A 17,589-nucleotide genomic window follows, 5' to 3' on the forward strand; every position below is an offset into this window, starting at 1 on the left:
TGTGGATCGCGCTAGGGTTTGTGGGGTGACTGACACCTCGATTCGCACCAGGTTCGCACCCTCCCCGACCGGCATGTTCCACGTGGGCAACGCCCGGTCCCTGCTGCTGAACTGGGTGGTCGCACGACAATCCGGCGGCGCGATGGTGCTGCGGATCGAGGACACCGACGCCGCCCGCTCCCGCCCGGAGTGGACCGAAGGCATCCTCTCCGCGATGGCCTGGCTGGGAGTGGACTCCACCCAGTACGAGGGCCCCTACTTCCAGACCGACTACGCGAACAAGCACACCGAGGCCGCCCAGCGCCTGTTGAAGGAAGGGCCGGCCTACTACTGCGACTGCCGGCGCGAGCAGGTCCAGGCCCGCCGGGACAACCCCAACCTGGGCTACGACGGTTTCTGTCGGGACCGAGGTCTGGAGGCCGGACCGGGGCGGGCGTTGCGCTTCCGTATCCCCGAGGGTGGCCCGACCGTGGTCGAGGACCAGATCCGGGGCCGGGTGGAGTTTCCGCACGAGGCCCTGGAGGACTTCGTCATCGCCCGTGGCGACGGCACCGCCCTGTTCGTCCTAGCGAACGTGGTGGACGACGTCGAGATGGGCATCACGCACGTCATCCGGGGCGAGGAGCACCTGTCCAACACCCCGAAGCAGCAACTGCTGTGGGAGGCCCTGGGCCACACCGCGCCGGTGTGGGCGCACGCCCCCGTGCTGGTGAACGAGAAGCGCCAGAAGCTGTCCAAGCGGCGTGACAAGGTCGCCATGGAGTCCTACCAGGCCGAGGGTTTCCTGCCTGAGACCATGGTCAACTACCTGATGCTGCTGGGCTGGTCCCCGGGCGAGGACCGGGAGATCATGCCGATCGAGGAGATGATCCCGCTCTTCGACCTGGCCGACGTCAACTCCTCGCCGGCGTTCTTCGACGAGAAGAAGCTGCGTGCCTTCAACGGTGACTACATCCGAGCCCTGGACTCCGGCGAGTTCGTCAAGCGCTGTGCTCCCTACCTGGAAGGGGAGGACGTGCCGTGGCGCCCGGAGGACTTCGATCCGGATGTGTTCGCGCAGATCGCCCCGCTGGCGCAGAGCCGGGTGGCGGTGCTCAGCGAGGTCGTGCCCAACGTCGACTTCCTGTTCCTGGTTACCCCGGTCTTCGACGAAAAGAGCTGGGCCAAGGCCATGAAGCCCGGCATCGGTGCGGAGATGCTCACCGCAGCGATCGCCACCTACTCTGACGAGTCCTTGAACTGGGAGGCTGAGACCCTCAAGGGAGCCCTTGAGCAGGCCGGGGCCGCCCAAGGGCTCAAGCTTGGCAAGGCTCAGGCTCCCGTGCGAGTTGCGGTGACCGGCCGCACAGTCGGGCTGCCGCTCTTCGAATCCCTGGAACTGCTGGGCAGGGAACGCACACTGGAGCGCCTCCGGGCAGCGCTGGAGCGGCTCAACGCCTGACGAGCCGACACCAGACGTACGGACAGCAGTTGAGCAGGAAGGACCTCCAGGAGTTCTGAGGCTCGGGGCCCGTTCCGCTGACCGGTGAGCACCCAGCGCACCGGATGCGGAACTGGGCCCTTCGCACGTCCACGAGACCAGGCATCCAGCCATCGCACAGCCTCTTCGGATCGCTTCGGGGGTGGTTCGTAGTCGATCACCGCATCGGTGAGTGCTCGGCACAGCCGACTCTGCTGGGGGAGTGGCCTCGGATGGTGACGGGCCACCCACGCGATGACATGTAAGGGGCGGCCGGGGCAGAGGGTGCGTAGTTCCTGCTGGGCCTCCTCCGGATTCAGAGCCGCCGAGACCTTCCGATCTAAGGATCGGAGGTGCTCTTCATCCAGGTAACTATCGCCGCGCAACGGAAAAATGGTGCGCATCCGGTCCACCAACGCAGAGAAATCCGTACCTCCCGTGGTCTGCGTCGAGTCGGACAGGTACGGCTGGGCTAGGAAGCAACGCAGCGCCGAGGGACGAATACCTTGCCCGAGGAGGTCGGCGACGCGCGGTGCCGCAGGTCCTGGTTCCAGCAGTTTGGGTAGGAACAGGTGGGCCGGAGGGATCCACCCACCGCTGAGAACCCAGTACAGGCGGACCTGGATGGGTGTGGCACCGCGTTTGTCCGTTCCCCGGATGACGAGGTTGGTCCGGTTGTCGATGTCGTCCACCACCGTGGCCAGGTGCCACAGGGCACGGCCGTCGCTGCGCATGAGAGGCACCATGTCCTGGGCGGGAGCGCGGGGGACGGAGGCGTTCACGGACGTGCACGCGGTCAGAGACTCGGGGCAGACCCCTTCCGCCTCCATGAACCGATCGACGGCGGCCACATCGAGGCAGGGGAGCCCTCGCACCGTAACCAGGAGCCGTAACGCGGCCAGATGCCGTAGCGCCTCGCGGTAGCGGTCACCACGTCGGCTCTGCCGAAAGGCGTTCTCCTCCCCAACGATCGGTACCCGCGCGATCTGAGTGAGCTCGTCTAGAAGATCCTGCCGGTGTTCGTCGCGGCTGCGTCGGTTGTCACTGTCATCCCACCGGACCACCACGTGTGCCCGAGAGCCGAGGTGTCGTGCGGCGCTGTGAGTGAACAGGGCGGTGAGGAGGTGGGTACGCAGCACTCCGGTTCGGAACGAGGAGTGGTTGGGTGAGATGCCCAACCGGGTGCGAATCTCCTCTGAGCCCGCATGGGTGAGCGCTGGATGTGTGAACCATGAGCTGAGGGAGGCCATCCTTGTCACCCCTCGCCCAGGAGACCGCACCACAGGGGCACGGTGGAGACCGTCGGATGTGGGTGCCCGTGACCGAACCTGCCGCCTTCCCCGAACTCCTCGCCGTGATCGGCGCAGACCACGACCAGAGGGCGTCTCCCGCTCAGCCGTGAGAAAAGGTCGCCCAGACGAGAATCAGCCCACTCCAGGGCCTGCCTCTGCATCTCTAGAAGCATCTGGACGTCTTCGACCCCCAGAACGTCCGCCCTCGACCTGCCGACCTTACCGTCATGCAGCAGATAGAGGTGTCGAAGGAGTTCCCGGTTTCGTTCGGTGAGAGGGCTCCACGGTGTCGTATAGGGGACGTGGGTGCTGGGGCAGTTGACGAAGAGGAAGAACCGTTTGGCCTCCAAACACAGGTCTGCGAGTTTGAGTGTGTGGGACAGAGATAGTTGCTCCTCGCGATCGAGGATGCGGCTCTGCGCGGTTCCGGCCGATCGTGAGGGGTGGCCGAAATAGAGGAACTCAGGGAACAGGCTCGGCAGGCTGTTGGCGGGGTCGGAGGCGTTGAAGAAGGTGACACCGCCCGCCCCGAGCACCCTGTAACCCTTCTGGCTGTAGTGATCCATCAAGGTGGGGCCACCGAAGGGAATGGCGGAGTGCCGTTTGAAAGGTCGGGCCGCCGCTGAACGCCAGATCGCGTCCACGACGCGCCCGCCGAGTGTGAAGGGCCCCGAGACCGGGCGGGGCAGGTAGCCGTTGAACAACGCGGCGTGGGCGGGAAGCGTATAGGTCCCCGCGCTCTCGGCCCGCAGTAGTGGCCCGAGCCTTGCCAGGTTCGGGGTCCGGGCACTTGCCGCAACGTCGTAGCGGCAGGAGTCCAGGGTGACGAGGACGACGCTGCGGTCGGCCAGATCGGAGTTCGTCATCGCCTCACACCTCCAGTATCAGAGACGGGTCTCGGAAACGGTCGATCGGGGACAACGCGAGTAGGCGCTCGGAGAGTAGGGGAAGTTCGGCCAGGGTCTGGGCGGTCAACTCCTCGATAGCGCTGCGGTCGAGGCGGTTGCCTCGCTGTGCGATCCGGACACCGACGAACGACGGGTCGTCCAGGCGGTCACCGTTGCGCGACACGAGTACGACCTCGTTGGGTAGGCCGAACTTGGCGTGGATGCGGTCCGCCAGTTGCGCGGAGGCGAGCGTGTACAGCTTGCCGGTGTGGTGCACCGGGTTCTTTCCGGCCAGGGCCTCGACCCCCGCGCCGCCGCTGGCGGAGATCACTCCGTTGGCCTTGTTGCCGCGTCCGACGAGTCCGCAGTCGCCCTTGCCCAAGGAGGTGCCGAACGGCGCAAGATAGGCGCCGCTGCCGTGGTCCTTGGTGTTGACGCTCAGCCGCGTGAGCCACGGACGCTGTCGCACGGCCGGGTGTTCATTGATGAAGCTGTCGAGGCGCTCATACGCTTCGCAGATCAGGGTCGTGTACTCACGGTGCGAGCCGACCGCATGGGGATACACCGGCAAGCAGACCGTCGCTTCCAGAACATCCGCCGCCCTGGTCAACATCACCTTGACGTCGGAACCCAGGCTGCTGATCGCATTCCTGAAGGAAGGGCTGTTGACGTGGTTCTCCACGTCGATTGCCAAGACGTCCAGAGGATCAGCCGGTGAGTAGGCGCTACAGAAGGCCGTGTCATTGGCCAGAGCGTTCACGGTGGCGAGGCGGCACTCGTCATGAGCCGAGGGACGGTAGAACGAGGCAGGATGGTCTACTCCGACACCTGCGGTGTTCTCCACGAAACTGCGCACGGAGCCGATGATCTGGTCGCAGCCGGTCGCTTCCACCAGCACGCTTTCGACCGTTGCTTTGAACAGGTCCTCGACGGGGAGGGCCTCGGTGCCCACCGCGCGCGTCACTTTGCCGAACAGGTAGGCGCTGATGGGCTTGCGGATCGTGTGGCCGCCGAAGCCGACCTCCGCCTCAGCGCCGACCAGGGCGACCTTGTCCACCCAGTGGTTCGGGACCGCGCCGAAGAGGTCGAGTCCGTGAAGCGAGTAGCGGCGGGAGAACTCCTCCGCGATGAGGTCGGCGAGCGAGTCAGGGTGGCCGATGCCTTTGCGTTCGACCACGTTGAAGCCGGAGCTTTCTGCGGGGAAATGCTCTTCTTGGTAGGTGAGGCGCATGGACTGACTCCTCTTTGATCATGACCGTGAACGATCTCAAGGAATGCCTGGCAACGGAGTTGGCCGGGCCCCCTTTTCGGGAAGGTTGGTGTTAGGAAGTTAAGGTCAGGTCCTCCACATGACCCGGAGAAAAAATCCGGGGTGTCCAGGAAGAATCCCGATGCCTCCGTATTCCCCTCAGCTCAGCCCTGGCCAGCGGGTCGCCTGGCACCGGCTTCGACGTGGCCTGTCACAGGAAGTGCTGGCCGGATTGGTCGGGCGAACTACTGACTGGTTGGGCAAGGTCGAGAACGACCGTGCACCCTTGGATCGACTTTCGGTGATCCGGTCGCTGGCCGATGCACTCGGTGTTCCGGTTTCCATGCTGATCGGAGATCGCCCGGACCAGGGCCATCATGGAAATCAACATGTGCATGTCGAGGAGATTCGATCGACCCTGATGGACTACCGGCAGATCATGCCGGGGTTTCCGTTCGCAGTGAACAAGGAAGGGAAGCCTGACCTTCGCTTCCTTCGCAAACAGGTGGAAACGGTCATGGATGCTTACCAGGCATCCGACTATGGCCGCGTTTTGCGTAGACTCCCTGACCTCCTTTCCCAGACCCAGGCCGCTGTGTGTGTATACGGGGGAGAACAGAGACGGAGTGCCGGAGCTCTACTCGCAATGGCATGTCAAGCGTGCGCGATGATCCTCACTAAGGTTGGAGAACCTGACCTGGCTTGGATCGCGACCGACAGAGGGATGAAAGCGGCCTTCGACTGCGACGACCTGGCTCTACAGGGCTCTCTGATGCGTTCGGGGGTGCACTCCCTCCATTCGCGAGGGCAACATGAGACGGCCGTCGCACTGACTGGGGAAGCCGTCTCGTACCTGCGTCGCGAACAGGGTGGTCGTCCCAGCACCGCGCGCCTGTTGTCCGTCTACGGCACCTTGTTGTTACCGGGAGCCGTGGCGGCGGCACGCCACGGGGATCGTGCCAGTGCGGTCGCATATCTGGACGAGGCCGAGCGCATCGCCTCTCGGTTGGGGCAAGATGCCAATCATTTGTGGACGGCGTTCGGGCCGACCAACGTGGTTCTACACAGAGTGACCGTTGCCGCCGGCTTGGGAGATCCCCGTGCTGTCCTCAAGTTGGGGGCCGGTGTCGATACCGCGGCGCTGCCACGGGAGAGACGGGTACGTCACCTCTTCGACGTGGCAGGGGCATTCACCAGCGTCAACGAGATCCCGTCGGCCATTGAGCGGATGCTGGAAGCGGAGAGGTTGGCAGCATCCCAAGTCCACCAGCACGTGATGAGCCATCAGATCGTGGGACGCATGATGCGGACCAAGACAGGTAGGCGGGACAGGAGGCTGGCGGATTTGGCCCATCGGATGGGGATGTTCTGATTCGGAGACCGTTAGTGTCGGAGCATGGTCTCTGATCCCACTGAATCCTTCGCTCGTCCCCGGGTTGCGGCCGGAGCCCTGTTCTTCGATGAGCGAGGTCGGGTGATGATGGTGGTCCCCACCTACAAGGACTATCTGGACATTCCCGGTGGCTACATCGAACACGGAGAGACACCGACCCAGGCTGCGGTACGTGAGGTGAAGGAGGAACTGGGGATCGCCCCGCCAATCGGCCGACTTCTGGTCGTGGACTGGGCGCCCAACCCCTCTGAAGGAGACAAACAGTTGTTCGTCTTCGATGGGGGAGTGCTCGGCCGGCAGTGGCTGGACCAGGTCGTCCTCGACCCGGCCGAACTGTCAGGGTACGAGTTCCACGATGTGTCCTCAGCAGAGACGGTGACGATCCCCCGGCTCGCTCGCAGGATCGTTCAGGGGGACCGCGCCCGGCGTGAGGGGACCACGATCTACCTGGAAAGTGGTGAGGTCGTCGCTTAACGGGTTGCCGGTGGCTGTGCAAGATGGTCTCTACGAAGGTGCTCCACTCCTCGCGAGTGAAGGACAGGTGGCCCGACTCCCTGTTTCGGGTGTTCCGCACATCGGCCCCGGCCTGGTGCTCTCGGCTTCGACGCACTCGTTGAATCTCCGGGAAATCGGATCGCCGCGCCGGCACGATCTGGTCGGTGATCAACCACAGGAAGGGAGCCTCGGCCCTGCTCATAAGACCGGCGGGACCTACGCCTGATCTACAAGGACCGGGCCGACTCTCTGGGTGAACGGGTGCCTTGAACCCAGGGAAGGAAGGGAACTCAACGACATGAGCATGATCGAGTACGAGGCCAAGGTCTTGGACATCGACCCCGAACAGGTGGCCCGGACCATTCTCGACAAGGGCGGTGCCGACCTGGGCGAGGTGCTTCAGCGGCGCTACGTGTATGACATCGAACCTGGCGACGCGTCCCGGTGGGCGCGTCTACGCGACACCGGCAGCCAGGTCACGCTCACGGTGAAGGAGATCGACTCGGACGCCATCGGCGGCACCCGCGAGACCGAGACGGAAGTCGGCGACTTCGAGACCGCCAACACGTTGCTGGGCAAGCTCGGTTACGCCCCCAAGGCCTACCAGGAGAACCGGCGCCACAGCTTCACGCTGGAAGGTGCCCAGTTGGAGATCGACACCTGGCCGCGTATCCCCGTGTATCTGGAGATCGAGGCAGATAGCCGGACCGAGGTGGTGCGAGTTGCCGCGCTGCTCGGATTCGATGAGTCGTCCCTGACAGGTGAGAACACCACGAAGGTCTACGACCGCTACGGCATCGACCTGTCCGGTATCCCGGATCTACGCTTCGACTCCTGAGGAGGGTTGGTCGCTGCCCCCGGCTTTCGTTCCGACGCTTGCCGGGCCGGGGTCATGACTCATGGCGCCGATTCTTGGCACCGCTCAAGGAGCCGCATGACCATCGCCGAACATCGCTCACCACCCGAGACCCCGGCGCTCCCGATGAGCCCTGAATTGTTCGAGCGCTTGGCCCGGCAGGCGTTCGAGGCCGACCGCGTTCGCATGGAGATGTTCAACGGGAAGGTCTGGGTCCACAAGGCGACCGAGGGGGCGCACGCCGGAATCCTCACGTGGTTGATGCGCGGGTTCATCGCTCATCGTCCCGACCTCGACCTCATCACCAGTGGGTTGGGGCTCAAGGTCGATACCTACCGCAAAGGTCGGGCCCGCCCTGACGGGATCCTCGCTCCGGTCGGCCATTTCGACGACGCGGGTGTATGGGCCGACCCCGAAGGTGTCCTCGCCGTTGTCGAAGTGACCTCCTGGGACGCTGACACCCACGCCCGGGACCGTGTCGAGAAGCCCGCCGCCTACGCGGCGACGGACATCGGCGTCTACCTGCTGGTGGATCGCGACGCCAACGCACTCGTGGTCCACAGCCGCCCCGTTCAGGGTCAGTACCTGGACCGCAGCACTCATCCCTACGGCGAGGCCGTCCCGATCCCGGGTACCGGGGTCGTCCTGGGCACCGAGCCGCTCAAACGCTTCGCCCGCTGATGGCCGAGGGCCGCGTGCGCGGGGTACGCCCGCTCACGTGAGCACCTCCGGAGCTCGGGAGCCGATCTCTGTCGTGGAAGTTCGTACCTGTAGGGCTCCGGGCAACACCAGGTACAGGGTTCTGGGCATGGCCCGAGTCGAGGGGCGCAGCACGCGAACGAGCCGCTGCTCGGCGACCTTCGGGGCAGGGTCGGTGACCGAGCGGTGGGCGACGGTGACGGGACTTCACCCGATCAGGCCGGGTCGTGCGCGGCTGGTCGGATCGAGGAGCGGGACAGCAACAGCGACAGACCCGCCCAGCCCACATCCGCCACGGTCATCACCAGGCGGGACAACACCGCCACCACCAGGGCCGCGCCCGCGTCCACCACCGGGGCCAGCGCGACCACCAACACCACCTCGCGCACCCCGAGCCCGGCCGGGGCGAACACCACCAGCAGACCCAGGGTCCAGGCCAGCGCGTAGGCGCCCACCGCCGGACCGATCGAGGCCAGGGCGTTCCCACCCACCGCCCAGGTCAGAAGCCACACGTGCGCGCCCAAGGGCACCCACGCCACCAGGGTCCACCCCACCGAGGCGGCCACGGCGCCCCCGCTGATCCGCAGTGGACCGGCCTCGGCCACCTCTCGGAAGCGGGCGAAGGGCCGTGCGGCCAGCCCGATGCCCCACCCCAACACCCGTGGGTGCAGGCAGGCGAGCAACACCGGGGCGGCGGCCAGCGCCCACCACCAGCGGCGGGCCGCCTCCGCCGATGACAGTGGCAGCGCCACCGCCGCCACGGCCAGACTCACCGCCACCGTCACCGCGATCGCCACCAGGGTGGCCGCCGCACCACGTGAGCGGGGCACGTTCCAGTCCCGGGCCAGTTCCACCTGGGCGACGAAGGCCCACACCGAACCCGGCAGGTACTTGCCGAGCTGACCGACGAACATCACGCGTGCGGCCACCGTACGTGGCAGTGGTGAACCCAGCCCGGCCAGGAGCGAACGCCAGGCCAGCATCTGCGCGGCCAACCCCAGCATCCCGGCCAGGACGGCGGTCGGCAGTACCCACAGGGGGAGTTCGGCGACGGCCTCGCGCGCCTGATTCCAGTTCGCGTACAAGGCGATCCCGGCGCAGGCGCACACCACCAGCAGCAGGGTGAGCCGCACCCACGTGTTACGTCGAAGCCGAGTCAGCACCCGGCCAGCCTAACGGCGCGCACCCGACCGAACCGGGTTGTCCACAGGCCGACCCCCCGCCCGGTCATCCCACCTTTCCGGGGGATCAGCGGGTGGCGGCCAGGATCCGTGAAAGACCGACGCGTAGGGTGGGCCGGTATGAGCGGTGCGAACGACCCGGAGCCCATCCCCACGCCCACGGCGTCCGCCATGCGCAGGGCGCTGGCCCGAGCGCGTGACGGCAAGACCCTGGACCCCACCGAAGCCGAGATCCTCCTGCACGCCCGTGGCGAAGACCTCGACCTCCTCCTCGACCACGCCGGACGGGTACGCGACGCCGGCCTGGAAGCCTCCGGGCGCGGAAACGTCATCACCTACAGCCGCAAGGTCTTCGTGCCATTGACCCGACTGTGTCGGGACCGCTGCCACTACTGCACCTTCGCCACGGTCCCCGGCCGGCTCGAATCCCCCTACATGTCCCCGGACGAGGTTCTGGAGATCGCCCGCAAGGGCGCCGAGATGGGCTGCAAGGAAGTCCTCATCACCCTGGGCGACCGCCCCGAGGACCGGTGGAAGCAGGCCGCCGAATGGCTCGACTCGCGCGGCTACGACGACACCCTCTCGTACGTGCGCGCCATGGCGATCATGATCCTGGAGGAGACCGGCCTGCTGCCGCACCTCAACCCCGGGGTGCTCACCTGGTCGGACTTCCAACGCCTCAAGCCGGTCTCACCCTCGATGGGCATGATGCTGGAGACCACCTCCCGGCGCCTGTTCGAGGAGAAGGGCCAGGCCCACTACGGCAGCCCCGACAAGGACCCGGCCGTCCGGTTGCGCGCCCTGGAGGACGCCGGTCGCTCCAGTGTCCCCTTCACCACCGGCCTGCTGCTGGGCATCGGCGAGACGCTCGCCGACCGGGCGCACTCGATCTTCGCGATGCGCGGGGTCTCCCGCCGCTACGGCGGCCTCCAAGAGGTCATCGTGCAGAACTTCCGCGCCAAGCCGGACACCGCGATGATGCACCGCCCCGACGCCGAACGCGAGGAGATGGCCGCCACCATCGCCGTCACCCGCCTGGTCATGGGGCCCAAGGCGCACATCCAGGCACCGCCCAACCTCATCGGCGCGGAGGACGGGAGCGTGGACGAGTACGCGCTGATGATCCGCGCGGGTATCGACGACTGGGGCGGGGTCTCCCCGCTCACCGCCGACCACGTCAACCCCGAACGCCCCTGGCCCCAGATCGACGACCTCGCCGCCCGTACGGCGGCCCAGGGCTTCACGCTCCGCGAGCGCCTCACCGTCTACCCCGAGTACATCCGGGCCGGCGAACCCTGGATCGACCCGCGCGTGCGCGCGCACGTCGACGCCCTGGTGGACCCCGAGACCGGCCTGGCCCGCGAGGACGCACCCCTGGTGGGCCGCCCCTGGCAGGCGCCCGAGGCGGTCATGGTCTCCTCGGGCCGCACTGACCTGCACACCGACATCGACACCGAGGGCCGTACCGAGGACCGGCGAAGTGACTTCGACGCGGTCTACGGGGACTGGGACGAACTCACCCCCATCGTCGACCGCCAAGGCGCGGTGCCCCGTCGGACGGACCCCGAGATCGCCGCCGCCCTGCGCAGCGCCGAACGCGACCCCGCCGGGTTGAGCGACGCCGAGGCGCTCGCCCTGCTGCACGCCGACGGCGACGCCCTGGAGGCCTTCACCGGTCTGGCCGACCGGGTCCGCCGTGACACCGTCGGTGACGACGTCACCTACGTCGTCACCAGGAACATCAACTTCACCAACGTCTGTTACACCGGCTGCCGGTTCTGCGCCTTCGCCCAGCGTCGCACCGACGCGGACGCCTACACGCTCTCCCTGGACCAGGTCGCCGACCGCGCGGAGGAAGCGTGGAAGGCGGGCGCCACCGAGGTGTGCATGCAGGGTGGCATCCACCCGGATCTGCCCGGCACCGCCTACTTCGACATCGCCGCGGCCGTCCGCGAACGCGTCCCGGACATGCACGTCCACGCGTTCAGCCCGATGGAGGTCGTCAACGGCGCCGCCCGCACGAACATGTCGGTCCGGGACTGGCTGACCCGCGCCCGCGAGTCCGGCCTCGGCTCCATCCCCGGCACCGCCGCGGAGATCCTCGACGACGAGATCCGGTGGGTCCTGACCAAGGGCAAGCTGCCCGCCTCGGAGTGGGTCGACGTCATCACCAACGCGCACGACCTGGGGATCCCCACCACGTCCACGATGATGTACGGGCACGTGGATTCCCCACACCACTGGGTGGCGCACATCAAGCTGCTGCGTTCCCTCCAGGAACGGTCCCGTGAACGCAACGGCCGGCCCGGTTTCACCGAGTTCGTGCTGCTGCCGTTCGTGCACACCAGTGCCCCGATCTACCTGGCGGGGCTGGCCCGTACCGGTCCCACCGTGCGGGAGAACCGTGCGGTGCACGCCCTGGCCCGGCTGCTGCTGCACGGGCAGATCGACAACATCCAGGGTTCCTGGGTCAAGCTCGCCGAGGGCACCTTCCGGCAGTTGCTCCAGGGCGGTGTCAACGACGTGGGCGGCACCCTCATGGAGGAGACCATCAGTCGGATGGCGGGTTCCGGGCAGGGTTCGTACAAGACGATCAGCGACATCAAGGCCCTGGTGGAGCCGACGGGCCGCCCGGTGCGCCAGCGCACCACCACCTACGGTCCGGTTCCGGAGGAACGCCAGAAGGTGGCCGAGGCCAGCGACGGTGTCGCCCCGAGCATCCTGCGCCGCGGCCTCCCGGTGGTCTGAGGTCCGAACCCGAAGGGGCGGGACGCCGGTGATGGCGTCCCGCCCCTTGTGGTGTGCGGCCCCGGGATGGGAGGCGCGGGCCGCACGGGGACGCGGGTGGGAGTGGTCCCGCGGATCGTCCTTTTCTAGACCAGGGCCGCGGACACGGTCTGGGCGAAGTCGTAGCCGTTGGCGGCGTCCCAGTTGACGGACCAGGTCATCACGCCGCCGATCTGGCCGTAGGGGCTCTCCGGGGAGTACGCGCCGCAGCTTTCGCCGGTCTGGAGGCAGTTCAGGGCGGCGACGACGTCGCTCGGCGGCATGTACCCGCCGCCGGCCGCGTCGGAGGTGGCGGGCAGACCCAGGCCGACCTGGTCGGCGCTCAGGCCCATCTCCAGCTGGATGCAGGCCAGCGCCGCGACGAAGTCGCTGGTGCCCTGCTCGTAGACGTTGCCGTCACAACCCAGCATCGAACCGGAGTTGTAGTACTGCATGTTCACGATGGTGAGGATGTCGGAGATGTTCTCCGCCAGCTGGTAGTACCCGGCGTCCGGGCTCTGGAAGTCGATGGTCTGCGGGGCCATCGTGATGATCAGGTCGGGACCGGCCTGGCCGCTGAGGTCGTGCAGGGCGTCGCTCATGTGCTGGGCGTCGATGCCGTGCTCCAGGTCGATGTCGACGCCGTCGAACCCGTAGTCCTGCATGAGCTCGTAGGTGGTGTCGGCGAAGTTCTGCGCCTGGGTGGGGTTGGTGACGTCGACGTGGCCGAGCTCGCCGCCCACGGAGATGATCACCTTGCGGCCCTCGGCCTGCAGGGAGGTGATGTCCTCGCGGAACTGCTCGTCGGTGTACCCGCCGAGTTCGTCGGTGGCGAGGTCGAACGTGATGCCGCCGTCGAGCTCGGGGTGGTTGTCGGCGAAGGACACCGGTACCAGGTTGTACTCGGAGGGCACGTCTCCGAGCGGCATCACGGTGGAGCCGTTGTCGAAGTTGTGCCAGTAACCGGTCAGCCACTGGTCGGTCTGTTGGACCTCGACGGATTCGGCGTTGGCGACGTTCTCGGCCGGCTCGGCGGTCGCGCCGCAGGAGGAGACGAGCGCGGTGGTGACCGCGGCGAGGCCACCGATGAGGGTGAGCCGGGCCTTTCGGTTGGTGAGCATGAGGGGGTCGTTCCTTTCGTCGAGCGGGGAGACGAAGGTGCTCGGTGATCCGGTAATTGTTAGGAAACCTTAGAGTTGCTGTCCAGGCCCGTCAACGGAAACGGTTAAGAAAGTTTGTAGTTTTGTTGGGTACTCGGTACCGACCGTGATCAGGGGGTGAAACCGCCGCCCTTGTCGCGCAGGTCCAGTTCCCTGCCGATCTCGGTGAACACGTCGTGGTCGATCTCCCCCGAGCGGTACAGCGCCATCAACGCGTCCCGGCGCGCTTGGTCGATCTGGCCGAGCGCCGCGCCCCGGTCCCGGGCGTCCCGCTTGATCCGGTCCAGGTCGTCCTCCTCGGTGTCGAGCAGCCTCTTCAACCGACCGATCCGCCGTGAGTACCTCTCCCGAACCACGTCCGCCTTCTCGTCCTCCATGTCGCCCTCGGTGAGGAGCTCGTCGACCTTGCGCACCGCCGCGCAGTCCATCTCGTACTCGGCCCGCAGGTACTCCTTGCGCCGGGTCCCCTCGTCGGTCAGTCCCAACCGGCGCAGCAACCACGGCAGTGTCGTCCCCTGCCCGACCAGCGTCACCATCACCACCACGCCGGCGACGAAGATGAGCCCGCCCCGATCCGTGAACGGGTCCCCGTCCAAGGTCGCGGGCAACGAGAGCGCGATCGCCAAGGACACCGCCCCGCGCATGCCGCTCCACCCGATCGCGACGCGCTCACGGAACGATGGAAGGTCCGATCTCAGCCGCGGTACGAGACGCCGTGGGGGGCTGATCAACAGCATCAGCAGTACGCGCAGCACGATCGCCGTCGCGGTCACCGCCAACGCCACCGACGCCAGGTACAGGAAGTCGAAGCTCTCCCGCACGCTGGTGACCACCGCGTCCAACTGCAACCCCAGGAGGACGAACAGCATCGCCTCCAACAGGGTCACCAACGTGCCCCAGATGGTCCGGCCGCTCACCCGCACCCGGGGCGGCAACAGGCCCTCCCCGTGTGTGCCCAGGTAGAACCCGGCCACCACCGCCGCCAGCACCCCGGAGAAGCCCGCCATCTCCGCGGGTATGTAGGCCACGAACGGGATGACGAGCGACACCATCAGTTGCGACGAGGCGTCCCGGATCCGGCCCCGGGCCCAGGCGACCGTCACGGCCACTAGCGCCCCGTAGGCCAGCCCGCCCACCACGACCTTGCCCAGCTCCAAGGCGGCGTCCCCCGGGGTGAGGGGGTGCGCCATCGCGGTGACCGCCAGACCGAACAGGGTGAGCGCCACCCCGTCGTTGATCAGGGACTCGCCCTCCAGGATCGTCAGGACCCGGCGCGGGGTGCCCACGCGTTTGAGGATCGCCGAGGCCGCCACGGCGTCGGTCGGGGCGATCGCCGCCCCCAGAGCGATCGCCGCGGGCCATCCGGTGTCCGGCAACAGCAGGTGGATGATGGCGGCCAACCCGAACGCCGTCGCCAGGGTCATCCCCACCGACAGCACGATGATGGGCCGCAGCAGGTCGCGCATGTCCTTGGGCGAGGAGAAGAACGCCGCGTTGTAGATCAGCGGCGGCAGGAAGACCAGGAGGATGATCTCGGGGGTGATCGACAGCGAGTGCATCCACGGGACCACACCCAGGAGCATCCCCAGCATCACCAGCACCACGGCGCCGGGCACCCGAATCCGCCCGGAGACGACCTTCCCCACGATGACCGCCACCACCACGACCAACGTGGCGATCACGTACTCCTCCACGCGCACCCGGACCCCCTAACGTCGGTCGCGCACCGGACCAGCATGCAGCGGTCGGGCGGCCACGACACGAGGACGCGCCGCCCGTGGACCGGGCGGCGCGTCGACATGTGTCAGGGGAAGCGGAAGGCGCGAGGGCTCAGCGCACCACGACGAAGTCGTCGGGGTCCCGGGGCGGGCGGTCCTTGGGCGGCTCGGCCGCGTACCCCACGGCCACCGATCCCATCGGACGCCAGTCGTCGGGTACCTCCAGCACCTCGCGGACCACGTCCGCGCAGAACATGGTGGAGGAGATCCAGGCCGAACCCAGCCCCTCCATGGCCAGCCCCACCAGCAGATTCTGCACACCGGCGCCCATGGCCACCTGGAACATCGACCGTTCGGCGTCGGCGCGGCGCTCGTCCGGGTACGGGTGCGCTCCGTCCGCGACCAGGAACGGCACCACCAGGTACGGGGCCTGGCGCAGCACGTCACCGCGCCTGGTCCGTCGGGCGATCTGTTCCTCGGTGAACCCGTCACCGCGCAGGTCGGCCACCCACGCCCGCAACATCGCGTCCAGCAGGCGCTTGCGGGTGGGGGCCGACTCCACCAGGACGAATCGCCACGGGGTCGTATGGTGCGGGGCCGGCGCGGTCACCGCGGTGGCCACGGCACGGCGTACCAGCGCCGGGTCGACCGGGTGGTCGGAGAAGGACCGCACGGTCCGTCGGGCCGGGACCACGTCCCGCGACCCGTACCGGAACAGGTCGGCGTCGGCCGGACGGATCAGTTCCACGGCGCCGGGTCCGTCCTCCCGGGTGACCAGGTCGCCCAGTCCCGACACCACCGCCACCGGGACCGCGCTGGTCTTGCCCTTGACCAGTTCGCCGGCGCCCGCGATCTCGTCGGCGACCGCGTTGATCGTGGCCTCCATGAGGTTGCCGTGGGTGTCGACCGTGCCGCGCAGGTCCTGCACCGCGCGCAGTCCCGCCACCCCGATCGCCACGTCGGTCTGTCCCACCCGCCAGGGCCGGCCGAAGGTGTCGGAGATCACCACGGCCACGCGCACGCCCAGACGTTCGGCGATCCCGGCGCGCAGGGCACGCGCGGAGACGTCGGAGTCCTCGGGCAGCAACAGCACCGTCCCGGGCTCGACGTTGGAGGCGTCCACCCCGGCGGCGGCCATCACCAGACCCTGCCGGGTCTGCACGATCCGGGTCCGGCCCATGCGGGCCACCACCCGTTCGGTCTCGGCGTCGATGGCCTCCTCGCGGTCCATCCGCACCGCGCGCCCCTCGGCCTTGCTGACGATCTTGGACGTGACGACCAACACGTCGCCGTCGACCAAGGGTTCGTCGGAGGCCGCCAGCGCGTCGACGACCAGGGCCGCCAGGTCGTCGCCCTCGCGTACCTCGGGGATCCCGGCCAGGCCGCGTACCCGGAACGCGCCGTTCATCGGACCTCGTCCCCGCGCAGTTCCAGGGCCAGGTCCAGGGCGGCGCGGGCCAGCGCCTCGGTGGTCTCCGCGTCGTTCATGTACAGCGGCCGAGAGCGGACCTCGATCCCGTCGACCTCGGTGCCGGCGTCGGCATCGTCGACCAACCAACCGTCCAGCAGGTCCGAACCCAAGTGCTCGGCGACCGCCCTGGCGCTGGTCTCCACCCCGATCGCGGTGAGGCAGGCGTCGGCCATCCCGCGTACCGGCGCACCGCCGATGATGGGGGAGACGCCCACCACGGTCTTGTCGACGAGGGCCTCGCGGATCCCGGGGACACCGAGGATGGAACCCACGCTGACCACCGGGTTGGACGGCGGCAGGAGGATCACGTCCGCGTCGGCGATGGCGCGCAGCACACCGGGGGCGGGCTTGGCGGTGTCCGCTCCCATACCGATGATCTCCGCGGCGGGCAGTGCGGCCCGGTGCTTGATCCACCACTCCTGGAAGTGGATGGCCCGGCGTCCCTGCTCGTCCTCGACGACCACGTGCGTCTCGACCTGGTCGTCGGTCATCGGGAGCAGTCGCACCCCCGGCTTCCAGCGGTCGCACAGCGCCTCGGTGATCGCGGAGAGGGGGAAACCCGCGGCGATCATCTGCGCCCGTACGATGTGCGTGGCGGTGTCTCGATCACCGAGCCCGAACCAGGTGGGCTTCATCCCGTAGGCGGCGAGTTCCTCCTTGACCGTGAAGGTCTCGTCGGTCCTGCCCCAGCCTTGTTCCTCGTTGATCCCACCGCCGAGGGTGTACATCACGGTGTCCAGGTCCGGACAGATCCGGAGGCCGAAGAGGGTGATGTCGTCACCGGTGTTGCCGATGACGGTGATCTCGTGGTCTGTGGCCTGGTCCGGGCCGGTCGACGCGTCCGTTCCGAGGGCGGCCTTGAGGCCGCGGAGGAAACGTGCGCCGCCGATACCGCCGGCCGGTACGACTATCCGCATGCGCCCAAGTCTGGCAGGCTGGTGAGGTGTATGGGTCGTCTGCCCC

General features: G+C 67.7%; 13 protein-coding genes. 6 read left to right on the forward strand and 7 right to left on the reverse strand.

The window, feature by feature from the left end; all coding sequences use genetic code 11:
• The first annotated feature begins 25 nt into the window (after positions 1 to 25).
• A complete protein-coding gene (gene gltX, locus BQ8420_RS21475) occupies positions 26 to 1,441 on the forward strand; it encodes a glutamate--tRNA ligase (protein ID WP_087100949.1) in 1,416 nt (471 codons plus the stop codon).
• A gap of 1,273 nt (positions 1,442 to 2,714) precedes the next feature.
• Here gltX and BQ8420_RS21480 read toward each other — a convergent pair.
• Positions 2,715 to 3,617: a sulfatase-like hydrolase/transferase gene (locus BQ8420_RS21480; RefSeq protein WP_087100950.1), complete on the reverse strand. Its 903-nt coding sequence runs from the start codon at positions 3,615 to 3,617 to the stop codon at positions 2,715 to 2,717.
• A gap of 4 nt (positions 3,618 to 3,621) precedes the next feature.
• Positions 3,622 to 4,869: a methionine adenosyltransferase gene (locus tag BQ8420_RS21485; RefSeq protein WP_087100951.1), complete on the reverse strand. Its 1,248-nt coding sequence runs from the start codon at positions 4,867 to 4,869 to the stop codon at positions 3,622 to 3,624.
• A gap of 160 nt (positions 4,870 to 5,029) precedes the next feature.
• Here BQ8420_RS21485 and BQ8420_RS21490 point away from each other — a divergent pair, with 160 nt between their 5' ends.
• The 4 genes from BQ8420_RS21490 to BQ8420_RS21510 all read left to right on the forward strand — a co-directional run bounded on the left by BQ8420_RS21490 (position 5,030) and on the right by BQ8420_RS21510 (position 8,312).
• On the forward strand, positions 5,030 to 6,259 hold the full coding sequence (locus tag BQ8420_RS21490) for a helix-turn-helix domain-containing protein (RefSeq protein WP_087100952.1): 1,230 nt from the start codon (positions 5,030 to 5,032) through the stop codon (positions 6,257 to 6,259).
• Positions 6,260 to 6,283: 24 nt separating this feature from the next.
• Complete coding sequence (locus BQ8420_RS21495; RefSeq protein WP_087100953.1) at positions 6,284 to 6,754, forward strand: NUDIX hydrolase; 471 nt, start codon at positions 6,284 to 6,286, stop codon at positions 6,752 to 6,754.
• 319 nt (positions 6,755 to 7,073) lie between these two features.
• Positions 7,074 to 7,613 carry a class IV adenylate cyclase gene (locus BQ8420_RS21505; protein WP_087100954.1) on the forward strand — a complete coding sequence of 180 codons (540 nt, stop codon included), beginning with the start codon at positions 7,074 to 7,076 and terminating at the stop codon, positions 7,611 to 7,613.
• Between the two features lie 96 nt (positions 7,614 to 7,709).
• Positions 7,710 to 8,312, forward strand: coding sequence for a Uma2 family endonuclease (locus BQ8420_RS21510; RefSeq protein ID WP_087100955.1), 603 nt, complete (start codon positions 7,710 to 7,712; stop codon positions 8,310 to 8,312).
• 233 nt (positions 8,313 to 8,545) lie between these two features.
• Here the strand turns inward: BQ8420_RS21510 and BQ8420_RS21515 are convergent, their stop codons facing one another.
• A complete protein-coding gene (locus tag BQ8420_RS21515) occupies positions 8,546 to 9,493 on the reverse strand; it encodes a lysylphosphatidylglycerol synthase domain-containing protein (RefSeq protein WP_087100956.1) in 948 nt (315 codons plus the stop codon).
• Positions 9,494 to 9,631: 138 nt separating this feature from the next.
• Here BQ8420_RS21515 and BQ8420_RS21520 point away from each other — a divergent pair, with 138 nt between their 5' ends.
• On the forward strand, positions 9,632 to 12,259 hold the full coding sequence (locus BQ8420_RS21520) for a bifunctional FO biosynthesis protein CofGH (protein ID WP_087100957.1): 2,628 nt from the start codon (positions 9,632 to 9,634) through the stop codon (positions 12,257 to 12,259).
• A 125-nt stretch (positions 12,260 to 12,384) separates the two neighbouring features.
• On the opposite strand, the gene BQ8420_RS21525 is transcribed toward BQ8420_RS21520, so the two are convergent.
• The 4 genes from BQ8420_RS21525 to cofD form a co-directional block, all read right to left on the reverse strand.
• Complete coding sequence (locus tag BQ8420_RS21525) at positions 12,385 to 13,398, reverse strand: chitinase (RefSeq protein WP_087100958.1); 1,014 nt, start codon at positions 13,396 to 13,398, stop codon at positions 12,385 to 12,387.
• Positions 13,399 to 13,547: 149 nt separating this feature from the next.
• Positions 13,548 to 15,137 carry a Na+/H+ antiporter gene (locus BQ8420_RS21530; protein WP_087100959.1) on the reverse strand — a complete coding sequence of 530 codons (1,590 nt, stop codon included), beginning with the start codon at positions 15,135 to 15,137 and terminating at the stop codon, positions 13,548 to 13,550.
• 130 nt (positions 15,138 to 15,267) lie between these two features.
• Complete coding sequence (locus tag BQ8420_RS21535) at positions 15,268 to 16,563, reverse strand: coenzyme F420-0:L-glutamate ligase (protein ID WP_087100960.1); 1,296 nt, start codon at positions 16,561 to 16,563, stop codon at positions 15,268 to 15,270.
• A complete protein-coding gene (gene cofD, locus BQ8420_RS21540) occupies positions 16,560 to 17,543 on the reverse strand; it encodes a 2-phospho-L-lactate transferase (protein ID WP_087100961.1) in 984 nt (327 codons plus the stop codon). Before cofD ends, BQ8420_RS21535 begins: the two co-directional genes overlap by 4 nt.
• Between the last annotated feature and the right edge of the window lie 46 nt (positions 17,544 to 17,589).

This window comes from Nocardiopsis sp. JB363, assembly GCF_900143625.1.
Classification (GTDB): domain Bacteria; phylum Actinomycetota; class Actinomycetes; order Streptosporangiales; family Streptosporangiaceae; genus Nocardiopsis.

Excerpts from the sequence above, each read along its gene's own strand:
- BQ8420_RS21535 (WP_087100960.1), bottom strand. The coding sequence starts at position 16,563 with ATGAACGGCGCGTTCCGGGTACGCGGCCTGGCCGGGATCCCCGAGGTA.
- BQ8420_RS21480 (WP_087100950.1), bottom strand. The coding sequence starts at position 3,617 with ATGACGAACTCCGATCTGGCCGACCGCAGCGTCGTCCTCGTCACCCTG.
- BQ8420_RS21490 (WP_087100952.1), top strand. The coding sequence starts at position 5,030 with ATGCCTCCGTATTCCCCTCAGCTCAGCCCTGGCCAGCGGGTCGCCTGG.
- BQ8420_RS21505 (WP_087100954.1), top strand. The coding sequence starts at position 7,074 with ATGAGCATGATCGAGTACGAGGCCAAGGTCTTGGACATCGACCCCGAA.
- BQ8420_RS21520 (WP_087100957.1), top strand. The coding sequence starts at position 9,632 with ATGAGCGGTGCGAACGACCCGGAGCCCATCCCCACGCCCACGGCGTCC.
- BQ8420_RS21525 (WP_087100958.1), bottom strand. The coding sequence starts at position 13,398 with ATGCTCACCAACCGAAAGGCCCGGCTCACCCTCATCGGTGGCCTCGCC.
- BQ8420_RS21485 (WP_087100951.1), bottom strand. The coding sequence starts at position 4,869 with ATGCGCCTCACCTACCAAGAAGAGCATTTCCCCGCAGAAAGCTCCGGC.
- BQ8420_RS21510 (WP_087100955.1), top strand. The coding sequence starts at position 7,710 with ATGACCATCGCCGAACATCGCTCACCACCCGAGACCCCGGCGCTCCCG.
- BQ8420_RS21495 (WP_087100953.1), top strand. The coding sequence starts at position 6,284 with ATGGTCTCTGATCCCACTGAATCCTTCGCTCGTCCCCGGGTTGCGGCC.
- cofD (WP_087100961.1), bottom strand. The coding sequence starts at position 17,543 with ATGCGGATAGTCGTACCGGCCGGCGGTATCGGCGGCGCACGTTTCCTC.